The 21,025-nt window shown below is 36.5% G+C and carries 21 protein-coding genes and 3 pseudogenes; 14 read left to right on the plus strand and 10 right to left on the minus strand.

Annotation, left to right across the window (positions count from 1 at the left end; genetic code table 11):
* Window positions 1-4: 4 nt before the first annotated feature.
* Both ACFELZ_RS01550 and ACFELZ_RS01555 read left to right on the plus strand, forming a co-directional pair.
* Window positions 5-532: a biotin transporter BioY gene (locus tag ACFELZ_RS01550; RefSeq protein ID WP_250296035.1), complete on the plus strand. Its 528-nt coding sequence runs from the start codon at window positions 5-7 to the stop codon at window positions 530-532.
* Window positions 529-939, plus strand: coding sequence for a DUF1284 domain-containing protein (locus ACFELZ_RS01555; RefSeq protein WP_375316352.1), 411 nt, complete (start codon window positions 529-531; stop codon window positions 937-939). The genes ACFELZ_RS01550 and ACFELZ_RS01555 overlap by 4 nt, the downstream gene beginning before the upstream one ends.
* A gap of 351 nt (window positions 940-1,290) precedes the next feature.
* Here ACFELZ_RS01555 and ACFELZ_RS01560 read toward each other — a convergent pair whose 3' ends face one another.
* Both ACFELZ_RS01560 and ACFELZ_RS01565 read right to left on the minus strand, forming a co-directional pair.
* On the minus strand, window positions 1,291-1,467 hold the full coding sequence (locus ACFELZ_RS01560) for a hypothetical protein (protein WP_375316353.1): 177 nt from the start codon (window positions 1,465-1,467) through the stop codon (window positions 1,291-1,293).
* Window positions 1,468-1,899: 432 nt separating this feature from the next.
* Window positions 1,900-2,698 (minus strand): annotated as a pseudogene (locus ACFELZ_RS01565) (IS982 family transposase).
* 467 nt (window positions 2,699-3,165) lie between these two features.
* On the opposite strand from ACFELZ_RS01565, the pseudogene ACFELZ_RS01570 reads away from it, so the two are divergent.
* The 3 genes and pseudogenes from ACFELZ_RS01570 to ACFELZ_RS01580 all read left to right on the plus strand — a co-directional run bounded on the left by ACFELZ_RS01570 (window position 3,166) and on the right by ACFELZ_RS01580 (window position 4,467).
* Window positions 3,166-3,964 (plus strand): annotated as a pseudogene (locus tag ACFELZ_RS01570) (IS982 family transposase).
* Window positions 3,965-3,999: 35 nt separating this feature from the next.
* Window positions 4,000-4,194, plus strand: a complete 195-nt coding sequence (locus tag ACFELZ_RS01575; RefSeq protein ID WP_375315798.1) for a transposase — start codon at window positions 4,000-4,002, stop codon at window positions 4,192-4,194.
* A gap of 72 nt (window positions 4,195-4,266) precedes the next feature.
* Complete coding sequence (locus tag ACFELZ_RS01580) at window positions 4,267-4,467, plus strand: hypothetical protein (RefSeq protein WP_375316354.1); 201 nt, start codon at window positions 4,267-4,269, stop codon at window positions 4,465-4,467.
* A 417-nt stretch (window positions 4,468-4,884) separates the two neighbouring features.
* On the opposite strand, the gene ACFELZ_RS01590 is transcribed toward ACFELZ_RS01580, so the two are convergent.
* The 3 genes and pseudogenes from ACFELZ_RS01590 to ACFELZ_RS01600 all read right to left on the minus strand — a co-directional run.
* Entirely contained in the window at window positions 4,885-5,454 is a 570-nt protein-coding gene (locus ACFELZ_RS01590; RefSeq protein WP_375316618.1) for an IS630 family transposase, read from the minus strand.
* Window positions 5,414-5,776: a helix-turn-helix domain-containing protein gene (locus ACFELZ_RS01595; RefSeq protein ID WP_375315796.1), complete on the minus strand. Its 363-nt coding sequence runs from the start codon at window positions 5,774-5,776 to the stop codon at window positions 5,414-5,416. Before ACFELZ_RS01595 ends, ACFELZ_RS01590 begins: the two co-directional genes overlap by 41 nt.
* 69 nt (window positions 5,777-5,845) lie before the next feature.
* Window positions 5,846-7,045 (minus strand): annotated as a pseudogene (locus ACFELZ_RS01600) (IS4 family transposase); the annotation flags it as partial.
* 920 nt (window positions 7,046-7,965) lie between these two features.
* On the opposite strand from ACFELZ_RS01600, the gene ACFELZ_RS01605 reads away from it, so the two are divergent.
* From ACFELZ_RS01605 to ACFELZ_RS01635, 7 genes are all read left to right on the plus strand, one after another.
* Window positions 7,966-9,075 (plus strand): PQQ-binding-like beta-propeller repeat protein, encoded by a 1,110-nt coding sequence (locus tag ACFELZ_RS01605; RefSeq protein WP_375316355.1) that lies wholly within the window; start codon window positions 7,966-7,968, stop codon window positions 9,073-9,075.
* Complete coding sequence (gene lpdA, locus ACFELZ_RS01610; RefSeq protein WP_264735912.1) at window positions 9,068-10,456, plus strand: dihydrolipoyl dehydrogenase; 1,389 nt, start codon at window positions 9,068-9,070, stop codon at window positions 10,454-10,456. The genes ACFELZ_RS01605 and lpdA overlap by 8 nt, the downstream gene beginning before the upstream one ends.
* A gap of 2 nt (window positions 10,457-10,458) precedes the next feature.
* Window positions 10,459-11,391, plus strand: coding sequence for a tyrosine recombinase XerC (locus ACFELZ_RS01615; RefSeq protein WP_375316356.1), 933 nt, complete (start codon window positions 10,459-10,461; stop codon window positions 11,389-11,391).
* 179 nt (window positions 11,392-11,570) lie between these two features.
* A complete protein-coding gene (locus ACFELZ_RS01620; protein WP_375316357.1) occupies window positions 11,571-11,777 on the plus strand; it encodes an IS630 transposase-related protein in 207 nt (68 codons plus the stop codon).
* Between the two features lie 60 nt (window positions 11,778-11,837).
* On the plus strand, window positions 11,838-12,035 hold the full coding sequence (locus tag ACFELZ_RS01625; RefSeq protein WP_375315805.1) for a transposase: 198 nt from the start codon (window positions 11,838-11,840) through the stop codon (window positions 12,033-12,035).
* A 3-nt stretch (window positions 12,036-12,038) separates the two neighbouring features.
* Window positions 12,039-12,203 (plus strand): hypothetical protein, encoded by a 165-nt coding sequence (locus tag ACFELZ_RS01630; RefSeq protein ID WP_375315781.1) that lies wholly within the window; start codon window positions 12,039-12,041, stop codon window positions 12,201-12,203.
* Window positions 12,204-12,220: 17 nt separating this feature from the next.
* Window positions 12,221-12,604, plus strand: coding sequence for a transposase (locus ACFELZ_RS01635; RefSeq protein ID WP_375316619.1), 384 nt, complete (start codon window positions 12,221-12,223; stop codon window positions 12,602-12,604).
* A gap of 202 nt (window positions 12,605-12,806) precedes the next feature.
* On the opposite strand, the gene trxB is transcribed toward ACFELZ_RS01635, so the two are convergent.
* The 5 genes from trxB to serS form a co-directional block, all read right to left on the minus strand.
* Complete coding sequence (gene trxB / locus ACFELZ_RS01640; protein WP_375316358.1) at window positions 12,807-13,745, minus strand: thioredoxin-disulfide reductase; 939 nt, start codon at window positions 13,743-13,745, stop codon at window positions 12,807-12,809.
* The gene (locus tag ACFELZ_RS01645) at window positions 13,732-14,331 is read right to left on the minus strand and encodes a peroxiredoxin (RefSeq protein WP_375316359.1); all 600 of its coding nucleotides are present in this window, start codon (window positions 14,329-14,331) and stop codon (window positions 13,732-13,734) included. The genes trxB and ACFELZ_RS01645 overlap by 14 nt, the downstream gene beginning before the upstream one ends.
* A 344-nt stretch (window positions 14,332-14,675) precedes the next feature.
* Complete coding sequence (locus tag ACFELZ_RS01650) at window positions 14,676-15,536, minus strand: IS982 family transposase (RefSeq protein ID WP_375315786.1); 861 nt, start codon at window positions 15,534-15,536, stop codon at window positions 14,676-14,678.
* 493 nt (window positions 15,537-16,029) lie between these two features.
* Window positions 16,030-17,301 carry a phosphoribosylamine--glycine ligase gene (gene purD, locus ACFELZ_RS01655; RefSeq protein ID WP_375316360.1) on the minus strand — a complete coding sequence of 424 codons (1,272 nt, stop codon included), beginning with the start codon at window positions 17,299-17,301 and terminating at the stop codon, window positions 16,030-16,032.
* Window positions 17,302-17,335: 34 nt separating this feature from the next.
* Complete coding sequence (gene serS, locus ACFELZ_RS01660) at window positions 17,336-18,613, minus strand: serine--tRNA ligase (protein WP_375316361.1); 1,278 nt, start codon at window positions 18,611-18,613, stop codon at window positions 17,336-17,338.
* A gap of 143 nt (window positions 18,614-18,756) precedes the next feature.
* Between serS and ACFELZ_RS01665 the strand changes: the two genes are divergently transcribed.
* Both ACFELZ_RS01665 and dusB read left to right on the plus strand, forming a co-directional pair.
* Entirely contained in the window at window positions 18,757-20,031 is a 1,275-nt protein-coding gene (locus ACFELZ_RS01665; protein WP_375316362.1) for a hypothetical protein, read from the plus strand.
* Between the two features lie 28 nt (window positions 20,032-20,059).
* The gene (gene dusB, locus ACFELZ_RS01670) at window positions 20,060-21,022 is read left to right on the plus strand and encodes a tRNA dihydrouridine synthase DusB (RefSeq protein WP_375316363.1); all 963 of its coding nucleotides are present in this window, start codon (window positions 20,060-20,062) and stop codon (window positions 21,020-21,022) included.
* Window positions 21,023-21,025: the final 3 nt, after the last annotated feature.

Consider the following 21,025-nt stretch of genomic DNA (forward strand, 5'->3'; position numbering starts at 1 on the left):
AGGTATGTTTATAACACAATCTAGCAGCAGATCAACACTGGCTGAAATATTGTCTTGCGTTTTACTTTTATTCTTGATGGCTCAAATAAGCGTACCATTGCAGCCTGTGCCTATCACATTGCAAACTTTAGGAGTAATGCTTATTGGGCTTAAATTTAACCGCAGAACAGCATTCTATTCTGTGCTTACATATCTATCACTTGGTGCAGCAGGATTTCCTGTTTTTGCGAATTTTTCTGGTGGTTATCACATTTTTCTCGGACCAACAGGTGGATATTTAATTGGCTGTTTAGCTGCTGTTATGGTAATGAGCAAAGTAAATGAATTACTGAACTCTAAATATAAGTCATTTGTGTGTAATTCTTTAAGTTGTCTGGCTGGTACAGTTGTAATCTTTATTTGTGGTGTTAGTTGGCTTGCTGTTTACTTGGGTCTGGGACAAGCAATAATGGTGGGTGTTTTACCATTTATCCTTCCTGGTTTGGTAAAAATTTTTCTACTTGTAGCAGCTTTGCAATATTTGAAAAAATGATAAAATTCCGCCCTCATCATTTCATGTGCACCCTCGCGTTTCGGGGATATGGGTATTCTCAGGGTTTTGTAGAAAATTATAAAAAGATAGCAAGCAAAGTAATGAGTGATCCTAACACTCAAATCGAAGTAGTCGGCAATCTTGATAGTATTTGTAGTGCTTGCCCAAACCAGATTAAACAAGGTAAATGCACCACACAAGCTAAAGTTTTAGAGCTAGATAGAAGGCATATGGGAATTTTAGGAATAAAAATTGGCGAGACTTTAATTTGGAATGAGGCGGTAAAAAAGATTAGAGAGAAAATGTCTTTAAAGAAATTTGATTACGCATGTGAGGGGTGCGACTGGCAGCCATATGGAATATGTAAAAATGCCCTTTTAAATTGTCATTCCTATAAAGGTAGTTGACAAAATGTTAAGATAAATTGAAGCATTTTTGTGGAAATAGACTTCTTGCACTACCTCCCAAGCCACAACTGTCATTCAGTAGAAACAAAAACTTGCTTGACAAACTCCGTCAGCCCCCTTATCATGACAGTGAAGCTATTGTATTTGCTTTCGCCAATCTGCAGATTAAAAGGTAAGGATTACTTAATGTATCGGCGTCTTATGTTCAATTTTTTGCAGTATATAGATACTGTATGTCTTTACAAAACTTCATCTACATCTAGATTTTTATCTAAGTAAGCTGAACGCGCTTACAAAGCGTTACAAGACATCAAAAAATGCCAATACTCGACAAAGATAGTAAAAGACTAGCTAACTCGGGGATTCTTTGTCTTTTTTTCTGCTTGGTAAATTTCTTAAACATTTGCAGCGTAGGTTAGTTGCAATTAAAAGCAGCTTAATCTCGCTTGTCAAGCGTTTAAAACATAAAAAACGCCAATATTTTAAAGCGGATAATAACCACGGTGCTTCTTTTGCCTTTTTTTCCACTTGGTAAATTTATTAATGTTTGTAGCTAAAGCAATTTAAGAGACCGAAAATGGCGTCATTCCAGCGCGTGACGCTGGAATCTAGTCTTTATTATGCAGCCACTTATTTAAAGTTAAGTTTTCTGGATCCAAGTAGTCAAGCTACTCGGATGACACCTTGACAATCGTCATCCCGCTACGTGTTAGCGCCGCGGCGGTATGACGTAGGGGTTGCCGAGAACTTGTCATTCCAGTCTGGAATCCAGTTTTCTTTACAAATTCACCAAAAGTGCTTCATTCTATAACGCAAAACCCATACTTACCAAACCCAATGCATTACTTGCAATTAAGTTTCCTGGATTCCAGACTAGAATGACACCGTCATAAAAGAACCAGTGTCAGCTACTTGCATGACACCTTCCTGATAGACAATGTTCGTAACGCGAATTCTGGATTAAGGAAGGAAGAAAGTATAGGAAATAGAAGGCTTTGTGGATTTGATGGAATAGGAAATGAGAGTAGAAAAGATATGAACCAAAAAATTAACAGGGGATCTATGGCGAGTGTGTTCAATTTCTAGTCTATTTTTTAGGTAACCAAAAACAGTCTCCTTTTTTCACGTTGGTAACAAGTTTCAAACCTCGGTCAAACAGCTTCTGAAAAAGCTCTTTTGCAATATAACCTTTGTCACCAAACAAAAGACCGATTAATTTTTCCGTCAGATTTGGCACAGGTATCCTATCATCAACATTGCCTTTTGTTAGCGTAAGTGCATGAATTTCAACATTTTCATTGATTACCATATGTAATTTGAAACCAAAAAACCAGCCGTAAGTGCTCTTGCTTAATTTTGCAATTCCAGCAAAAACTTTGTTTTTGGATATTCTTTTTGCATGACAAACTGCAATGGGAGTTGTGTCTATATATGAAATTCCAGTGTTTTCTGACTGTCCACAAAGCCAATGCAACAACATTGCTAAATGCCACAAAACCCTAGGCTTTAGAGCAACAAACCTGGTATATGAAGGTAACTTTGGAAACTCTGATTTGTAGAGCAACGTTAGGTAATGTAGATAGAAAGTTTTACACGGAGATTGTTGATATAGCAGGATTATTGTCATGATTTCGGAGTGCTCAATTTCCGTTGTTCTTGTGGGGTTTTTACCATTTGGCAGTAGTTTATCTGCAAAATTTTTCTCTATATCTCTGCAAAAATCATCGACCAAACAAAACAGTTTTGTTATATCTTCCATGGGTAACCTCATCTATTTTTTTATCACTGCTGAGTTTACCCTGTTTTCTTGCCTTTTCTATTCTCCTTTAATCCATAATTCACGTCAAAAGGAGGAGGTATGAATAGTTATTGCTTGGTTGGAAGCATGAGAAGATAATACCTTCTCAGAGTGGATAGGTGGCAGATTGAAAATTTTTGTGAGGCCCTTTCTGCTTTTTGCAGTATAGGAAAAAGACCTCGTAAAGGAGATTAATCGCCCCTGCCACCGAAAACCATCGTGCGGCCTATAAAATTTAGTGACCGCGTATAGGAGAATGGACCAACCGGTACTCTGATATGTTAGAGTATTCAATAAGAGGAAAATTTTATGCGTTATATAGGTGTTGATTTACATACTAATAACGTGAATTCTGGATTAAAGGAGAATAGAAGAGGCAAGAAAACAGGGTAAACTCAGCAGTGATAAAAAAATAGATGAGGTTACCCATGGAAGATATAACAAAACTGTTTTGTTTGGTCGATGATTTTTGCAGAGATATAGAGAAAAATTTTGCAGATAAACTACTGCCAAATGGTAAAAACCCCACAAGAACAACGGAAATTGAGCACTCCGAAATCATGACAATAATCCTGCTATATCAACAATCTCCGTGTAAAACTTTCTATCTACATTACCTAACGTTGCTCTACAAATCAGAGTTTCCAAAGTTACCTTCATATACCAGGTTTGTTGCTCTAAAGCCTAGGGTTTTGTGGCATTTAGCAATGTTGTTGCATTGGCTTTGTGGACAGTCAGAAAACACTGGAATTTCATATATAGACACAACTCCCATTGCAGTTTGTCATGCAAAAAGAATATCCAAAAACAAAGTTTTTGCTGGAATTGCAAAATTAAGCAAGAGCACTTACGGCTGGTTTTTTGGTTTCAAATTACATATGGTAATCAATGAAAATGTTGAAATTCATGCACTTACGCTAACAAAAGGCAATGTTGATGATAGGATACCTGTGCCAAATCTGACGGAAAAATTAATCGGCCTTTTGTTTGGTGACAAAGGTTATATTGCAAAAGAGCTTTTTCAGAAGCTGTTTGACCGAGGTTTGAAACTTGTTACCAACGTGAAAAAAGGAGACTGTTTTTGGTTACCTAAAAAATAGACTAGAAATTGAACACACTCGCCATAGATCCCCTGTTAATTTTTTGGTTCATATCTTTTCTACTCTCATTTCCTATTCCATCAAATCCACAAAGCCTTCTATTTCCTATACTTTCTTCCTTCCTTAATCCAGAATTCGCGTTTATTGGAAACTGGATGTTTATTGACGATTACCAAGAAAATAGTTGATACAGGATTTCAGGTTATTCCCAAACGTTGGATTGTTGAGAGAACCTTTGCTTGGCTCTCCAATTTTAGACGTATGAGTAAGGATTATGAGCATTCTCCTCTCACTTCAAAAAACAACATCTTCTTTAATATGATCACTATTATGCTTCACAAATTAGCTCATTCTTGAGTTTGAAGACAGGCTCTGAAGCGCTTTGTTAAGAAAATATTAGAAAAACTTTTAGGTGAGGATGAAAAGAGTGTGGAAAATGCTCGTGGCATAAAAGAAGATGCTCAAAGAGATACGTCAAATAACGAAGAGGAACAAAAGAGTAAGCACTTTGATAAAATTTTAAATCAGGACCAAAGTGTAAGCGAGGGTTTGAAGCAGGCAACAAAGCTTGAGAACCCGGCGATAACGCCTGTTAATACTCCTCAAGTAAATACAGGTCGTGAAAGGTGACCCGCTTTCAAGCTTCATTAGTTTAAAAAAGTATTTAATTATACAATAATCCTACAACTGTGTGAACATTGTGATTTGAATCCACAAGGGAGAATGTCATCCGAGTAGCTGACACTGGGATCCAGAAGACTTAATTCTAACCAAGTGGCTGCATAATAAAGACTGGATGCCAGTGTCAAGCACTGCCTTTGTGTTTGCATAACTGTACGAACATTGAGATATAAGAGTCAAAAAAAAAGATGTCATCCCAGTGCCCAAGCAACAAGGACAACATTGCAAATTTAGAGTTCAAAAGGGTTATTCCTCGAGAACTACTGCGTCAGAAAGCTGGCGTTGAATTTGTATATAATGTTGATCTTGGAGGTTTTTATGAATAATAGTGAGAGAAGAGAGAAATAGGAAACTCGTGTTCTATAGCTAACCGAAGTAAGATTTCCCCGAGAGCTGAAAGACAAAATCAATAGCCGAATTAATATTGGGCCAAAAGCTTGGCAGCACTTTTCTTATGGCATGCTTAATGGCAAACCAGAACTTCTCAATCGGATTTAAATCCGGTGAGTATGGCGGCAAGAACAAAATTTTACACCCAACATTTTCTATCAAATTTTTCGTTCTTGCAGATTTATGAAAGCTTGCATTATCGAGAACAATAGTCTGTCCAGGTTTTAATATAGGAACAAGTATATTTTCTACATAAGCATCAAAAATCTCGCTGTTGCAGTAGCCCTCAATTACCCAGGAAGCTTTAACTTTTCCCTCATTTAGTGCTCCTATTATGCTTACCCTCTTTCTTTTAAACCCTGGTTTATCGGCAAATAACCTCTTGCCTTTTTGAGACCACCCATATTCATAAAATCTGTTGTCTTCTACTCCAGAGTCATCTATGAATATCAAGTTTTCTTTTTCTATTCCTTCTATTTTTTTTATGAACTCCTTGCGTTTCTCTTCATTCCTTTCCTGATAAAGAAAAGTTTTTTTTATATGTATAGTTTACTTTTTTAAGATAATTGTAGACTGTGCCTTTGCACATGTTGCCAAATTTTTCAATTATTTTTTCAACCGTAATATCTCGGTTTTCATCCAGAAATTTGACAAAGCCATCTAAGTACTTAATTTTATGACTATGTCCCTTTTGGTAGCCTGAAGACGGTTTTATACTTCCTGTTTCTTCTCTTCTTTTCCTCCACCAGTATATAGTTTTTCTATCAATTTTGAACATCTTGCTTACTTCTTCCATAGTCATTTTTTTCTCGTCAACCACTTTTAAAACTCGTTCCCTCAGGTCCTCACTATATGGCTTTGCCATCATTCTACCTTAATTAAAGCAGTATTATACCTTTTTACACTCCTTTGAGGAAACCTTATTTCGGTTAGCTATAGCTACCAATGTGATAAAAAATATTCTCCATGCAATTATACTCATAATTGTAAGAAAGCGGATCAATCTATCTGCTGTTTGGAGCCTACATTCTTCAACTTTAAGACCGGATTTCAAAATTTTATGAAAAACCTCTATTCTCCATCTTAAGCAATACCATTGTATTTTTTCTACTGCTTCTTCAAAATTATTAATATTTATATTTGTTAACAAAATCCAGTTCATGGGCTCTTCGCCAAATGGGGGATATTTTTCTATAACATAGACAGCATTTAAATTTAAATTAGGAAGTTTTTGCGTTTTACGTCTAGCGTTGTTTTTTGATGCATTCATCACAAAGTTACTAAACTTTACTTCTAAAACTGTTGTTCTTTGAGGTTTGTTATCGCAAGCAGGAATACTCACTTGTATTTCTCCTTGGCAAGACATGCGATTCATCAAATCCCACAATCTTTCACCACCTTTTTCAGAATAAGTCGACTTCTTGTTTACTGTTCTGTTTTGATTTCCTCTTACTACAAAAAGAGATTGATTAGTGGAAGCAACTTCAAATAAATCATAAATATCTGCTTCTCTATCACAAACGGTAACTACCTTAACATCCTTTAATCCAGGATGTTTAGTAGAGTCTTTAAGTGATGCTATCCACCGTATGCTTTCTTTCTCTTCTATGGGAAGAGCAGTATTATGGCTTCTTCTTTTCAACTCCTTTAGGTCTTCAGCTAAGGGAGGTCTAGTACTAATTTTTTGATCCAATAATCCTATAGGTAGTCCTTCTGTTGTAACTGCAAACGTTGTATGCATCACTAATCCATGGGTTTTAAAATTAGTTGTTTTAGATGTTAATCTTGCTGCTATAATCCCTAATCCTTCGGTCTTTTTATGATTTTTATATGAAATATAACTCGTGTCCTGGATAGCTAAGATAGTTGAGTATTCTTTAGCTCTTTCAATATTTTTAATTATATGACTGTCTAATATCTTTCTTTCAGAAATGGCATCTTTTTGGAAAAATCTATAAGCTGCTTTACTTTGATGCCAATCTTCACAAGCTTGATTTATTGAACACTCAGGCGATTCAGCAAAACTATTAACTATTTTTAGAAGCCTTTTACTTAATCTTATATCACCAAAATTAACAATTCCAAATTCACTTTCTGCCCATTCGCCAGTTGAGGTATTTATAGTTCTTTTCATCATATATTCCATTTTTAGACCATAGATCTATTTATAATAGAAAGTTGAATTAGTAAGATAGCAGCTTTTTCTCCTTTTAGATTTATGGGTAATAGTAAGCTTATTATGACAGTAGGGGTATTTATGACTCAAAACTTGTTTTTGACCTGCAGGCTCAATGACAAAATTCAGTAAAAAACTCAGGGTATTTTTTGGCGGATTACATAAAATTATAGCGGCTGCATGTCTTTTTTATTTTTTCTACATTCAGCTAAATCGCGCTTATTTTAAGCGTTAGCACATTATTACAGCGCCACTTACAGTAATATAGAGTCAAAACTCGCACCACGGGGCTTCTTTTGCCTTTTTTTTCGTTTGGTAAATTTCTTAATGTTTGTAGCTAAAGCAATTTAAGAGACCGAAAATGGTGTCATTCCAGCGCGTGACGCTGGAATCTAGTCTTTATTATGCAGCCACTTATTTAAAGTTAAGTTTTCTGGATCCAAGTAGTCAAGCTACTCGGATGACACCTTGACAATCGTCATCCCGCTACTTGTTAGCGCTGCGGCGGTATGACGTGAGATTGCTGTCATCCCGCTATGTGTTAGCGGCTGAGATACCGCGAATGAATCACGGTATGACGCAGAGCTCGCGTTAGCTATACTTTTATACTCACCAACTCAGTATCCAATCTGGATCCAAGTAGTCAAGCTACTTGGATGACATCTTTCTTCTTGGTATAAATTACTTTTATATCTCAATGTTCATACAGCTATGCACGTTGCCGCATAGTGGATGAGGTGTATTACCTCTAAGAGTATGGTTTTTACATAATAATATAATATTCTGTTCATAAATCAATGTTTCAACGTACAACAAGAACATTTTCATTGTGATTAAGATTTCTAGTATGTATATTAATAAATCTTGTTCTCAACTAAGTAATGAAAGTAATAATTGTTATAATAATGTTATTGTGTAGCAGTTACACAATGGCAAGCGAGCGAATAAGTCTAGTGGATAAAAAACTATCTCAAGGATATGTAGCTCCAGTGCTTACAGAAGATAGCGTTATTTTATCAGACAAGCACGGCGCTTTATATTCCTTTGATATTGATAACTCAAAGGCTATGAATTGGAAATTACACCTCTCACATAGGAAAAAAATTGGTAACATGAGCCTATCGCATTATGAAAAAAATGTTTTCTTTATAGTGGATAACACTTTACACGCAATAGATGCAAAAACTGGCAAGATTGAGTGGGAAAAAGAATTGAGAGCTCCAGTAAGAGGGAAAGCAGCAGTAATAAATAATAAATTGGTAGTATTGACTATTGATAATTATCTGTACGTGTTTGATATAAAAGATGGCAGCTCCGTTTGGGCTTATCAAAACGGTATCAATGGGGTTCGAGGTTTGTATTCCATATCGCCAACAATTTCTAACGATAAAATAATAGCACCATTTTCAAATGGTGAGTTAATAGCTTTTAATGAAGACGGTAAAAAATTGTGGAGCCAAAAATTGGCTACAAACCTTTTGGATACACAGCTCACAGATGTAACTACTACACCGAGAGTGCTTGGCGATACTTTAATAGCTACAAACAATTCTTATATTTATGGTATTGACGTGAAATCAGGAAATATTTTGTGGTCAAAGTCACTGCAAGTAAAAAGTGTATCAGACATTGAGTCATATTATAGTCCTCTTATTCCTGCAGAGAAACAAAAAGAAGGCGGAAGAATTTTTATAGTAACTAAAGATAATAAAATAATCGGCCTGGATATAAAAAATGGAGAAACAGTCTGGGCATCTGATTTAATAGAAAATACGCAATTGTTTGCTCCAATTGTGCATGCCCATACACTGTGGGTGACAAGCAATAAAGGTTCAATGCTTGCTTTTCCTGGATCTGAAAGTGCAGGAAAGTTAGTCAAAGTACCTGGTAATGTGTTTCACACTCCAGTGTTTACTCACGATAAAATATATGTAACAACTGAGGGAAATGGTGTTTATTCTTTAGAAAATAGGTTTGTTCTTTATGATTGATTATGACCTGATTGTTATAGGTGGTGGTCCAGGCGGTTATAAGTGTGCTATCGCTGCTGCAAAACTTGGATTGAAAGTTGCCTGCATAGATAAAAATAGCATTTTTGGTGGTACATGCTTGCGAGTTGGGTGCATACCTTCCAAAGCACTACTTCATTCTTCCTATCAGTATGCTCACACGAAAAATGATCTGTCGAAGCTTGGCATAAAAATTAAGGATGCAAGTTTCGATTTAAAAGAAATGCTAGGCTATAAGGACGCCAGAGTTCAGGAACTTGGAAAAGGTATAGAATATCTGTTTAACCTTCACAAAATCACTAAAATCAATGGACTTGGGAAAATTACTTCTTTTGACCAAGGTAATCTTGAAGTTTCAGTTGAAGATAAGGTGCTGAAGACAAAAAATATAGTAATTGCAACCGGTTCTGACGTTATTTCTTTGCCAGGAATTAATATCGATGAGAAAAGTATTATTTCATCAACTGGTGCATTGTCTTTAACTGAAGTACCAAAAAAACTTGTCGTAATCGGAGCCGGGGCAATAGGGCTTGAAATGTCTTCTGTATGGAGGAGGCTAGGTTCTGAAGTCACTGTAGTAGAATTTTTTGACAGAATCGCTGCAGCAATGGATGGAGAATTAAGTAAGTCTCTACTTTCTAGTCTACAAAAACAAGGAATAAAATTTTTACTTAGCACTAAAGTTGAGGGAATAAAACAAAGTAGTAACTCTTTGAGTGTGAAAGTTTGCTCTGTAAAAGATAATCAAACAAACACTATAGAGGCGGATAAGGTATTGGTGGCAGCAGGACGCAAACCATGTACTGATGGTCTTGGTATTGATGAAAAAATAGAAAAAGATAATCGCGGTTTCGTTCAAGTTAACAACAGATATGAAACTAATGTGAAAGGAATATTTGCTATTGGTGATGTGATTGGTGGAGCAATGCTTGCTCATAAAGCAGAGGAAGAAGGAGTGGCAGTTGCAGAGATAATAGCAGGACAGTCACCTCACGTTGATTATGAAATTATACCATCTGTCATTTACACTCACCCTGCGGTTTCTTCGATCGGTAAAGCCGAAGAGGAGCTCAAAAATGCTGGCTATAAGTACAAAGTTGGTAAATGTCAATTTGCTGCAAACGGCAGAGCAAAAATCACTGATGATGCTGAAGGATTCGTGAAAGTGCTGACTTGTAGCAGAGCAGATACAATACTAGGTGTGCATATCATAGGAGCATACGCTGATACGCTAATCAACGAAGCAGCGGTTGCAATGGCATATGGCGCAGCAGCAGAGGATATATACAGAATTTGTCACTCTCATCCTGATATAAATGAAGCCTTTCGAGATGCGTGCATCGATGCTTTCTTTAAAAAATAATTATGGACCTCGGTTCAATCATTGAAAAATGGTATGAGTGGCTGAGGTGCAACAGATCTTATTCACCAAACACTTTAGAGTCATACATGAGGGACTTGAAGGATCTTATAAGTTTCCTAAATACTCACATTGGTGGAGAAGTAAATGTCGGCACTTTGGAAAAATTGAGCGTACCTGAGTTAAGAAGTTGGCTTACCTCTCGTTACGCAAGAGGTGTGAATGCAAGATCTAACGCTCGTGCATTGTCAGTAATCAGAAATTTTTTCAAGTACATAAAAAACAACTACAATATAGACAATGAAGCTGTATTTTCCTTATCAAGGCCAATTCAGAGAAGAACTCTGCCCAAAGCATTATCAATACCTGATATAAAAACTTTGGTGAAAGAAATGAAATTATCTGACTTGAGCGAACCTTGGGTGGTAAAAAGAGAAATTGCAATTATCGTCCTGCTATATGGTACAGGCTTAAGAATCAGTGAAGCGTTGAACCTTAGGGTTAGTGATATTAACAATGAAAGTTTAATAGTAACAGGTAAGGGAGATAAACAAAGGCAGGTATTCATTCTTCCGGTAGTAAAAAAATGTATACAGGAATATGTAAAAGCCTGTCCTTATCTTGGCATTAATAATGAAACACAATATCTTTTTTGGGGAGTAAGAGGAAAAAAATTGGGAAGAACTTATGTGGCTAATCGTTTGCAGAAAATAAGGAGAATGTTAAATTTACCAGAAATTTTATCTCCACATGCATTTCGTCATAGTTTTGCTACTCATTTGCTTCAGGAAGATATTGACATAAGATCAATACAACAACTGCTTGGCCACTCAAGCCTGGAAACTACTCAAGTTTACACTCACCTCAATTATCAAGATGTTTTTAACATGTACAAAAATTTTCAGCAGGGCCTGGAGAAGAAATCAAAACCCTTGTAACTTGAGGATTATCGGTGGTACCACCAGGTCCTATATTTCGTTCATCTGCTTTACATAAATAATATCCTACTAAAAAAAGAACCAGTGCAACTGCTGTAAGACAAGCACCTATAGCTAACCGAAATAAGGTTTCCTCAAAGGAGTGTAAAAAGGTATAATACTGCTTTAATTAAGGTAGAATGATGGCAAAGCCATATGGTGAGGACCTGAGGGAACGAGTTTTAAAAGTGGTTGACGAGAAAAAAATGACTATGGAAGAAGTAAGCAAGATGTTCAAAATTGATAGAAAAACTATATACTGGTGGAGGAAAAGAAGAGAAGAAACAGGAAGTATAAAACCGTCTTCAGGCTACCAAAAGGGACATAGTCATAAAATTAAATACTAAGAGCCTGTCTTCAAACTAAGTAGAAAGGAGTTAAGAAGTGTGTTATAAGATATATTTTAAATGTACCCAAGCGATATAAGTGACAAAGAATGGAAGATAATAGAGCTATATTTTGAACCTAAAAAGACCGGCAGACCAAGAAAACATAGTATTAGAACAATTATTAACGCAATCCGCTATATGATGAGAACAGGATGTCAATGGAGACAACTGCCTAAAGATTTTCCACCATGGAAAACAGTGTATAGTTGTAATTAGCGATTGAAAAAAAGTGGAATATGGCAAGAGATTCATGATTTTCTAGTTAAAAAAGTAAGAGAGATAATTGGTAAGAATGAAACTCCATCAGTGGGAATAATAGATAGCCAATCAGTAAAAACTACTCAAAAAGGGGATCCAGAGGATATGATGCTGGCAAGAAAGTAAAGGGTAGAAAGCGCCACATCGTTGTAGATACTGTAGGTCTTGTAATTGCTGCTGAAGTACAAAGTGCAAGCATTCAGGATCGTGATGGTGCACTAAATCTTTTTGTTCAAGCCAAATGCAAAGCTCCAACATTACATAAGTTTTTTGCTGATCAAGGATACACAGGTAAATTGCAAAACCTCTGCTTATTGGAAACTGGATGTTTATTGACGATTACCAAGAAAATAGTTGATACAGGATTTCAGGTTATTCCCAAACGTTGGATTGTTGAGAGAACCTTTGCTTGGCTCTCCAATTTTAGACGTATGAGTAAGGATTATGAGCATTCTCCTCTCACTTCAAAAAACAACATCTTCTTTAATATGATCACTATTATGCTTCACAAATTAGCTCATTCTTGAGTTTGAAGATAGGCTCTTAGCTGTCTTGAAGTTGTCGGATTTCGAGTTTGCGATGCCGTGTTATCACCACCTCCATAAGCTCCATAATATGCTACACCGTTTCCATAATGTATACTGAACCCTCTTTATTAATGATTTACTAACATAATTATGAAAAAGAAAAGGAAAATTGCAAGCGATTTATTCAAAATCCTAGAATTAACTACGACTCTAAAAACTTCTCTGCATCAAGTGCAGCCATGCACCCTGTTCCTGCTGCAACTACTGCCTGGCGATACACCTTATCTTGAACATCACCTGCAGCAAATACTCCTGCTTTACTAGTTAAAGTTGTTCCAGGTTTTGTAATTATGTAACCCTGTTCATCCATTTCAACAAAGCCTTTAAAAATACCTGTATTTGGTGCATGCCCAATTGCAATGAACACTCCATCGACTTCTAACTCTTGAGCTTCCGTTGATTTAACTATAATACCAGTAACTTTCTTCGGATTTTCTTCTCCAAGAATCTGCTCTACAGTATGGTTCCACATTATTTTTATCCTATCATTTTTAAAGAGTCTATCTTGCATTACTTTTTCCGCTCTCAATTTATCACGCCTGTGTATTAGTATAACTTCTTTGGCAAATCGAGTTAAAAATATCGCCTCTTCAACAGCAGTGTTTCCACCACCAACCACAGCTACAACTTTATTCCTAAAAAATGCACCATCACAAGTTGCACAAGCTGAAACTCCGTAACCTTGAAATTCCTTTTCACTCTCCAAACCAAGCCACTTCGCTTGCGCACCAGATGCAATTATAATTGCATCTGAATAGTAGTCATTAGTATTACCAGAAGATCTAAACCTATACTCATTAGAATCCTCAAGTTGTTCAACGCTTTTTATCTCATCATCTATTATTTTTGCTTCAACCTGTTCTGCATGCAACCTCATTTGCTCCATTAGTTCTGGACCCTGTATTGAAACAAAACCAGGATAGTTTTCAACATCTGTAGTAATTGTAAGCTGACCACCAGGCTGCATTCCCGTTACTACAATTGGCTCTAAGTTTGCACGTGCTGCATATATAGCAGCAGCATAACCCGCTGCTCCAGATCCAATAATAAGAACTTTTGTACTAAATCTATAATTCTTCACTGTATGAGTTTAGATAATCAACTACTCCTTCATCGCTTGCCTGCATTGCTGGCTTACCTTTTTTCCACCCTGCTGGACATACTTCACCATGCTCTTCATTATGTTTAATTGCATCAACGATTCTAATGAATTCATCGATATTACGCCCTAAAGGCAAATCATTTATCAATTGATGACGTACAATAAATTTATCATCAATAACGAAAGTTGCTCTCAGCGCAATTGAGTCATCATATAAGACCCCATAGTCTCTTGATATAGACTTTTTGATATCAGACACTAAAGTGTAGCTAACCTCTCCAATACCACCATCATTAACTGGAGTGTTTCGCCATTTATAATGTGAAAATTTTGAATCTACACTTATTCCTATCACTTCAATACCACGCTTTGCAAACTCATTTATTCTATTATTGAGCGATATCAATTCAGTTGGGCAAACAAAAGTAAAATCAAGTGGATAGAAGAAAAGGACAGCATACTTATTTTTTATGTGCTTACTCAGACAGAAATCATCAACAATTTCTCCGTCAGAGAGAACAGCTGAAGCAGTAAAATCGATAGCAGATTTTGTTACAAGATTCATAATTGACCTATTCTTTTAAAACAACTCTAATTTTACACTTGATGAACTTATATGCAAGTTTTCTTTAGTTTTAGCCCTATAAAAACTTCCTAAAATAGCTCTTCTTTTTTACCGATAAGATACAATCTAGTTTCACTTTATGACGGTGTCATCCCAGCGCCCCTATGATGTCATTCCAGTCTGGGATCCAGGAAAGTTTGCTTGCTCACAAGCAAACTAGCATAGAAAGTGGTTACAACATTTCCGATGGATTATATGGAAAACTGGATTCCAGACTGGAATGACACCCTACTTAACCGTCATACCGCGATTCATTCGCGGTATCTCTTAACGCGAATTCTGGATTAAGGAAGGAAGAAAGTATAGGAAATAGAAGGCTTTGTGGATTTGATGGAATAGGAAATGAGAGTAGAAAAGATATGAACCAAAAAATTAACAGGGGATCTATGGCGAGTGTGTTCAATTTCTAGTCTATTTTTTAGGTAACCAAAAACAGTCTCAATGATAGACCTTTTTCTCAGTAAAATCTTCTCATTTAGCGAAATCAATGTATTTTTCATACCTTTTTTCACCTTGGTAACAAGTTTCAAACCTCGGTCAAACAGCTTCTGAAAAAGCTCTTTTGCAATATAACCTTTGTCACCAAACAAAAGACCGATTAATTTTTCCGTCAGATTTGGCACAGGTATCCTATCATCAACATTGCCTTTTGTTAGCGTAAGTGCATGAATTTCAACATTTTCATTGATTACCATATGTAATTTGAAACCAAAAAACCAGCCGTAAGTGCTCTTGCTTAATTTTGCAATTCCAGCAAAAACTTTGTTTTTGGATATTCTTTTTGCATGACAAACTGCAATGGGAGTTGTGTCTATATATGAAATTCCAGTGTTTTCTGACTGTCCACAAAGCCAATGCAACAACATTGCTAAATGCCACAAAACCCTAGGCTTTAGAGCAACAAACCTGGTATATGAAGGTAACTTTGGAAACTCTGATTTGTAGAGCAACGTTAGGTAATGTAGATAGAAAGTTTTACACGGAGATTGTTGATATAGCAGGATTATTGTCATGATTTCGGAGTGCTCAATTTCCGTTGTTCTTGTGGGGTTTTTACCATTTGGCAGTAGTTTATCTGCAAAATTTTTCTCTATATCTCTGCAAAAATCATCGACCAAACAAAACAGTTTTGTTATATCTTCCATGGGTAACCTCATCTATTTTTTTATCACTGCTGAGTTTACCCTGTTTTCTTGCCTTTTCTATTCTCCTTTAATCCAGAATTCACGTTCTTAGCCGCTAACACGTAGCGGGATACTTGACCTTTACAGGGATGACGGTTGTCGTTTAGTTATAAATATTTAAGAAATTTACCAAATAAAAAAAAGGCAAAAGAAGCCCCGAGTAGCGAGTTTTGACTCTATATTACTGTAAGTGGCGCTGTAATAATGTGCTAACGCTTAAAATAAGCGCGATTTGGCTGAATGTAGAAAAAATAAAAAAGACATGCAGCCGCTATAATTTTATGTAATCCGCCAATAAATACCCTGAGTTTTTTACTGAATTTTGTCATTGAGCCTGCAGGTCAAAAACAAGTTTTGAGTCATAAACACCCTTATTGTCATAATAAGGGGCCTGGCGGAGTTTGTCAAGGAAGTTTTGCATTTCTGTGAGCTACCTGCTAACCGACAGCTAACATTAACTACCAATATCGTATCTGAAGAAGCCCCCTGGCCATTCTAAAAAATTTAATGCTGAGTACACCTTACTTTTGGCTTCCTCTATAGTGCTCCCTTCTGCTACTATATTTAGCACTCTTCCGCCATCTGAAACCCAATTATCACTCTCATCTAATTTAGTACCAGCGTGAAATACCAATATACCAGGAATGCTTTCAATTTTATCTAATCCCTTAATTACTTCTCCCTTTTGATAATCACCCGGATAGCCTTTACTTGCAACAACTACACAAACTGTAGATTTGTTATTAAGTTCCACCATTTTGACATTTAACTTTCCTTCTGCAACTGACAACATCAATTTTAACAAATCGCAATTTGAATCAAATCTAGGTAATATAGATTGCGTTTCTGGATCACCGAATCTAACGTTATACTCGAGAAGTTTTGGTCCATCTCTGCAAATCATTAAACCAGCAAAGAGTACTCCCTTATAAGGAGTACCCATGTTAACCAATGCTTGAGCTGTAGGGTATATTATTTTTTGGATGATTTTTTGCTCCATGTCCTTACTTATAATTGAAGGTGATGAGTACGATCCCATACCTCCAGTATTTTGGCCTTCATTATTTTCATTCACTCTCTTATAATCTTTTGCGCACCCAAGAGTTACTACTTTCAACCCATCAACAAGAGCAAAAAAGCTTACTTCTTCTCCAATTAAAAATTCTTCTATGATTATTTCTTCACCTGATTCACCAAATTCTTTCTCCACTAGCATTGAATCTATTGCTGAAAAAGCTTCGTTTTCTGCGCAACATATCATCACGCCTTTCCCTGCCGCAATTCCATTTGCTTTCACTACAAGTGGAAACTTTATTTTATTGCTACGTACAAAATCTTTAGCTAATCCTTCATCAACAAAACACTCGTACTTGGCAGTTGGTATGCCATATCGCTTGCATAGTCCTTTGGTGAAAGACTTTGATCCCTCAAGTTTTGCAGTTGCTTGACTCGGAGCAAAAACATTTATTCCCTCTGCAACTAAATCATCAGCAAGCCCATCAATTATTGGTTGTTCTGGACCAATAACAACCAACTCTATATTTTCTCTCTTGCAAAATTGTGTAACATCCACTGAATTTTGAATATTTACATCCACAAGAGTCCCAAGATCTTTCATAGCTTGGCGACCAGGAGTTACATATAACTCAGTCAAGATAGGAGATTTTTTTAGAGCCCAAAGTAGAGCGTGCTCACGTCCACCAGAACCTATAACCAGAACCTTCATCTTTATTTCCTCGCTTTTCTATATGTCAAAATTATTATTTGCTTATAACAGTATCATTACTCATGTATTTTTGCAACACGTTTGGTATTGCAATCGACCCGTCAGAATTTTGATAATTCTCCATTATGGCAATAATCGTTCTTCCTATAGCTAAAGCTGAGCCGTTTAAAGTGTGAACATATTTTTTTATCTTTTTATCAGTTTCTGAAGAGTATTTAGCGTTCATCCTTCTTGCTTGAAATGCACCACAATTTGAGCAGCTTGATATTTCTCTATATTTCTTTTGCTCAGGTAACCACACCTCTATGTCATAAGTCTTTTGCGCAGCAAAGCCCATATCACCACTACACAGTAGCATTACTCTATACGGTAATTCTAGTTTTTTTAATATCGCTTCAACAACACTCGTCATGCGTTCAAGTTCATCATTTGATTGGTCTTCAGTTGTAATACTCACCAATTCCACTTTACCAAATTGGTGTTGCCTTATCATGCCTCTCGTGTCTCGCCCTGCGCTGCCTGCTTCTTTACGAAAACACTCTGAATAAGCAGTAAAACGAATAGGCAGTTCTTTTTCCTCTACTATTTTATCAGCAACCAAATTTGTTAAAAACACTTCACTTGTGGGAATCAACCTCAATTCGTCGGTAGTTAAATACGAATCGTCAGAAAATTTCGGTAGCTGACCAACATTATACATAGCTTCGTTTTTCACCAAAGCTGGGTGGTACACCTCAGTATAGCCAAATTCATTAACATGCATTTCAAGCATAAAATTTATTAGCGCTCGTCCAAGCTTAGCTAACTGTCCTTTTAATATCGCAAATCTTGATCCGGAAATTTTCGCCGCTTGTTCGAAGTCCATTAAACCTAATTTTTCTCCGAGTTCATAATGAGATTCTGGTACAAAATCAAACTGTCTTTTTCCTCCATATCTTCTCACCTCTAAATTAGAGTTCTCATCTGCTCCTATTGGCACATCTTGCGCAGAAATATTCGGCAAGTTAGATAAAACATTCACTAACTTATCCTTTTCTGCTTGCTCTTTTAAGCTGATTGCCTCTATCTCATTCGTGATGTTTTTTGATGATTTTATTTGCTCTTCACAGGGGCTCTTGCTCATTTTAAGCTTCTTTATTTCCTCTGTGATTTCATTGCGCTGCTTATTTAAATCTTGCAATTTAGTGGTTAATGACCTTTTCTCGTGATCAATTTCTAATATCTCTTTTGCAGTAAACTCTCTTATCCCCCTGCTTTTCATTGCCTTTTCAAATCCTTCAGGGTTTTTGCGTATATATTCTATATCGTGCATATATTGTGCTACTACTAACATTGTTACTGTACTTTAAAAGCTCTTAATATTCAATATTTTCTCATACTACTAAAATTATTATGGTTGATTTTTTTGTTAGAATTTGTTAAAATTTAATTAACTTAGCATTCATAGGATGTAGTATGTTGGACATCACAAAAAAATATAATCAATTTAAAAAGAGCACTTACTTTGCTGGTGGGAAATTCGTTATCTACGCTACTTGTGTATGCCTAGCAGCCACATTTGCTGTTGGCTGTTTGGGGTTGATAATAGGATTTCCTCTATTGACCTTTCCACTTGCTATGCTCATCTCTAACCCCGTAGTTTGGGTTTTAATGGGAATAGTTGTTACAGCAGCATACAAAATGGTTGTTGAACCTTTATTTCACTTAGCAAAGAACTATATTAATGGAAAAAGAGCAGGTCAAGGTGAGCAAAAAACTCAAGATGGAGATAGTGGTATTGTACCAGGCAGTGAACCCGATTCAAGGAACAGTAGTCGTAGAAGCTCTTTGGATAGTGGTTTGGGTGGTAAAGAGTTTCATGAAAATTTGGACACTCTTGTGCATCAGACAAATAGAAAGAATTACGCTTACTGGTTGCAGCAACATGATATTGCTCATATTGCAAGAATTAAATATAAGTATTCAGAAGGTTTTACGGATGGTGTATTCTTCTGTATTCCTGGTAATCTTGAAACCTTGAGTGAAAGGTTGAGGGAATATAAAAATAAAGCAGAACGAGAGAGTTCGAAAAGGATATTTACTTCAGTTATTAATTTGGGTGGTAATCATTGGGTAACGCTAGTTGTTGCATACAGCTTAGATAATAAACAATTTAGAGCTTATTATTGTGATTCTTTTAGTGCTGATTTACCAAGTCCTGGTAGTCAACGTAAGAAAATAGAACTTGCAAATGAAATTAAAGAATTGGTTACACCTCTTACTGATCAAGCTAGTGAGTTGAATGCGCAAGGAAAAAAAGAAATGAGTAAAGATGTCAAAGAGACAGCACAAACGTGTCGGAACAAGAAAAATGAATTAATTAATGTCCCAATAAATACTGATAATATAGTGAGCGCACTGGAAGCAGTTTTGGAAATAGAGAACTGTAATATAAGAAGCTCCGGAGCCAAACAACAAAGCGATGGACATAATTGTGGAATATTTGCATTGGAAAACGCTCATAGGATTACGCAAATGCTCAACGAAGGTAAATCATTTGATGAAATTGACAAAGAGTTATCAGAATATAAATTTGATTTGAATGGGAAAAGAAGAGAGTTTACAAAAGCGCTTATGGAAGATGAAAAATGGAAGGAAGATCTAGAAAACGAGCTTTTATGCGATCTTCCACCAGGAACGGACACCTCTCTTACCTCAAGGGTGCAGAATACAGCTCAGGTTGCTATATAGTTTACAATGAAGGATTACCATTAACCTCATGCCCCTGCAAATAGGAAATTTGACGATTGATTCTCCGGTAATCTTAGCCCCGATGTCTGGTGTAACTGATTATCCATTTAGAAGTGTTGTTAAGAAGCTTGGTGCAAGTTTGTTAGTTTCAGAGATGATTGCAAGCAGAGCTATGATTATGCAAACTCGTCAGAGTCTGCAAAAAGCAAAAGTCGATGAATTGACTGCTGTGCAGCTTGCTGGATGCGAGCCGGATGTAATGGCAGAAGCTGCAAAACTAAATGAGGATATGGGTGCAAAAATTATAGACATAAACTTTGGTTGCCCTGTTAAAAAAGTTGTAAATGGTTATGCAGGATCAGCGCTAATGCGTGATGAAAAAAAGGCTGCTGAAATAATTGAAGCTGTGGTCAAAGCAGTGAATGTGCCAGTTACGGTGAAAATGCGCACTGGATGGAACGATGAAAATCGCAATGCCCCGAGGCTTGCGAAAATTGCCGAAGACTTAGGAGCAAAAATGATCACTGTGCATGGAAGAACGAGGGCACAGCTCTATAACGGCCAAGCAGATTGGAAATTCGTTAGAAATGTTAAAGAGCAAGTGAAAATTCCAGTTATAGTAAATGGCGATATTAAAAATTTAAATGATATTCAGAATGCTCTCAAAGAATCTGGAGCAGACGGAGTGATGATAGGTCGTGGTGCCTACGGTAAACCTTGGTTGATTAATCAAGCAATGAACTTTCTCAGTGGAAGTGAAACTTCTGAGCCAACAGCTTCAGAGAGATTAAGCATCATACTCGAGCATTACGACAATATTCTTGAGTACTATGGAAATGACACAGGAATAAAGATGGCCCGCAAACACATAGGTTGGTACAGTAGCGGGCTTCAAAGCTCATCTGAATTTCGCATGAGAGTAAATAACATGACAGATAGCACAGAAGTGAAAGAAAATATTATTGGCTTTTTTGGTCAAGAGACACACTAGCTG

The sequence above is a fragment of the Wolbachia endosymbiont (group A) of Colletes cunicularius genome (assembly GCF_964264715.1).
GTDB lineage: Bacteria > Pseudomonadota > Alphaproteobacteria > Rickettsiales > Anaplasmataceae > Wolbachia.